Here is a 2,865-nt window from a genome sequence, read left to right on the forward strand (position 1 = left end):
TCGCTGGACCTGGCCAGGTTCCACGACCTCGTCTGTGACGAAGCCGAGAAGTTGAAGCGGGCCGGTGACACCGACACCTTGGGCCAGCGCAAGGCCAAGGCGCTGGGCAGCATCGCGGAGGCGCAAGGCACGCTGGACTACGAAAGTTCCGACGGGCTCAACCACTGCGACCACCGCGACCACGCTGCCGGTGACGCGGGCGGTGCGGCAAGCGAGCCGGTGTCGCAAGGGCGTCGCCATGGCCGCGGGCTACGGGTGTTCGTGCACACCACCCTCGCCGACCTCTTCGGCACCGACGCCCTCACCCTCGCCGACACCGACCGCCTCGGCCCCGTCCTCATCGAGCAGCTCACCGACTGGCTGAAGCGGCACGGCTCCATCGCCAGCATCACCCCGGTCATCGACCTCAACCGCACCGGCTCCGTCGACCGCCACGACCCACCCGCCTGGATGGCCGAGCAGGTCCGGCTCCGCGACCAGCACTGCGTCTTCCCGAACTGCACCCGATCCTCGGCCGACGCAGACCTCGATCACATCGACCCCTACGACACGGGGCCCAACGAACTACGCGGCCCACCCGGCCAGACAAACCCCGAGAACCTCGCCCCGTTGTGCAGACGTCACCACCTGGCGAAGACCTTCGCCGGCTGGAGGTACGTCCGCAATCGAGACGGCACCTACACCTGGCGCAACAAGCACGGCCACACCTGGCTGGTGACCGCACTCGGCACCCTCCAGCTCGACTGACCTCAGCAGGGCTGCTCGTGCTCGCCCTGCTCCGCGTCGAAGCGTGCCCGCGCCTCGGTGACCTGCGGGGCGAGCTCCACGATCACCTCGGCAAGGCTGCCCAGGGACTCACTCACCTGGAGGCCGAGCGGGGTGAGCCGGTACTCGTGGCGCGCCGCGCCCGGGCGCAGCGGGCATCGCTCCACCAGGCCGCTGCGCACGAAGCGCTGCAACGTCTGCGAGAGCATCCGGTCGTTGATGTCCGGCAGGCACGCCTTGAACTGGCTGTACCGCAGCGGGCCGGAGCGCAGCGCGATCAGCAGGAAGATCGACCACGAACCGGCCACGGTGTCGAGCGCGTCGCGGATCGTCCCCTCGGCGTCGTAGAGCTCCTCGATCGTGATCACCTCTCCAGGGTAGCCAGATTCGCTCTTGGAACAAGAGTGGAGGTTGCGGTGTTGTGCCGGTATCAACCCGTGCGACACGACAAGGAGCATCCGATGACTGCCAACCGCAACCCAGCCGCCACGACGTCCGGCGAGGTGGTCACGCTCAACGGTCCCTGGCCCGGTGTCGGGCCCTTCCTGTTCACCGCCTACCACCTCGACGAGTACCCGGCCGGCAACGCCGACCTGGGTCCGGCCGAGGGTGTCGCGGGGCGTCCGATCGGTCAGGACTTCAACAACCCGTCCGGCTGGAACATGTACCACGCGGAGACGGTGCCGGGGTTCCCCGCGCACCCGCACCGCGGCTTCGAGACGATCACCGTCGTGCGCCAGGGCACGGTCGACCACGCCGACTCGACCGGAGCCGGAGCGCGCTACGGCGCCGGCGACGTGCAATGGGTGACCGCAGGCGCCGGGGTGGTGCACTCGGAGATGTTCCCGCTGCTCAACCAGGACGCCGACAACCCGTTCGAGATCTACCAGGTCTGGATCAACCTGCCGGCAGCCAGCAAGATGGCCGACCCGCAGTTCACCATGATGTGGCGCGAGCAGGTGCCGGTGATCGAGGCCGACGGTGCCAAGGTCAGCGTGGTCGCCGGTGAGTTCGGCGGCCGGACGGCGGTCGCCCCGCCGGTCGCCTCCTGGGCGGCGCAGGCCGAGGCGGACGTCCGGATCCTGCTCATCGAGCTCGACGCCCACGCCTCCGTCACGGTTCCGGGCACCCGAGCAGGCACCGAGCGGATGCTCTACGTGCACGGTGCCGGGGGAGTCGAGGCGGGCGGCGTCGCGGTCGCCGTCGCCTCGGGTCAGGGCTTCAAGCCGGGCGACGACGGCGCGGTCACGGTGACCGCCGGTGACGCGCCCAGCGTGGTGCTCCTGCTGCAGGGCAAGCCGATCGGCGAGCCGGTGGCACAGGCGGGCCCGTTCGTGATGAACACCCGCGCCGAGCTGGTGCAGGCCTATGAGGACTACCAGCGCACCCAGTTCGGTGGCTGGCCGTGGCCGAGCACCGCGCCGGTCCACCCGGCGGAGACGGAGCGCTTCGCGGTCTTCGGCGATGGCACCGAGCAGCACCCCGGCGGCCGCTGAGCCCGTGCCCAGTGACGTCATGCGGCGCGAGCACCTTTGCGCGCAACGTCTGACGTCGTGGCGGGGTTAGGCTCTGAGTGTGGTGGAGGAAGATCGACTTCGGCGCAACTGGGACGACCTGCTCCAAGAGCTGCGGGTGAGTCAGGCTGGCGTCCAGATCCTGACCGGCTTCCTGCTGACCGTGCCGTTCACAAACCGGTTCGAGGAGCTCACCGCGCCCCAGGAGTGGATCTACGCGGTCGCGGTCGTGGGCTCGGTGATCACCACCTCGCTGGTGGTCGCTCCGGTGGCCTTCCACCGGTTGCTGTTCCGCGAGAATGCCCGGCCGTGGCTGGTGGCGGCCGGCAACCGCTGTGCTCAGGCAGGATTGATCGCGTTGGCGCTCACCGTGAGCGCCGTCCTGGTCCTGGTCTTCGATGTGGTCTTCGGCGACCTCGCGGGGCTGCTGGTCGGCGCGTCGGCGCTGGCTCTCTTCGGTCTGCTCTGGGGCGCGGTCCCAGCGCTGCTCGGACGCCGTCACCGCAGATGACCGAGGGCGCCCTCGACGTCGTCCGAAGCAGGCCCCGCTTGGTCGAGCGGCGTGCCGCTTGAGCCGCAGAAGCAG

At 69.8% G+C, this 2,865-nt stretch carries 4 protein-coding genes; 3 read left to right on the top strand and 1 reads right to left on the bottom strand.

From position 1 onward, the window contains the following. On the top strand, nucleotides 1-747 hold a 747-nt coding region (locus tag ABD151_RS21050; RefSeq protein WP_343996827.1), incomplete at its 5' end, for an HNH endonuclease signature motif containing protein. Between the two features lie 2 nt (nucleotides 748-749). On the opposite strand, the gene ABD151_RS21055 is transcribed toward ABD151_RS21050, so the two are convergent. Further along, nucleotides 750-1,133, bottom strand: coding sequence for a winged helix-turn-helix transcriptional regulator (locus tag ABD151_RS21055; RefSeq protein ID WP_343996828.1), 384 nt, complete (start codon nucleotides 1,131-1,133; stop codon nucleotides 750-752). Between the two features lie 93 nt (nucleotides 1,134-1,226). On the opposite strand from ABD151_RS21055, the gene ABD151_RS21060 reads away from it, so the two are divergent. Then, entirely contained in the window at nucleotides 1,227-2,261 is a 1,035-nt protein-coding gene (locus ABD151_RS21060; protein WP_343996829.1) for a pirin family protein, read from the top strand. 82 nt (nucleotides 2,262-2,343) lie between these two features. Beyond that, on the top strand, nucleotides 2,344-2,790 hold the full coding sequence (locus ABD151_RS21065; protein ID WP_343996830.1) for a DUF6328 family protein: 447 nt from the start codon (nucleotides 2,344-2,346) through the stop codon (nucleotides 2,788-2,790). Nucleotides 2,791-2,865: the final 75 nt, after the last annotated feature.

Origin of the sequence: Nocardioides dubius (assembly GCF_039528155.1) — a bacterium.
GTDB classification, from domain to species: Bacteria; Actinomycetota; Actinomycetes; order Propionibacteriales; family Nocardioidaceae; genus Nocardioides; species Nocardioides dubius.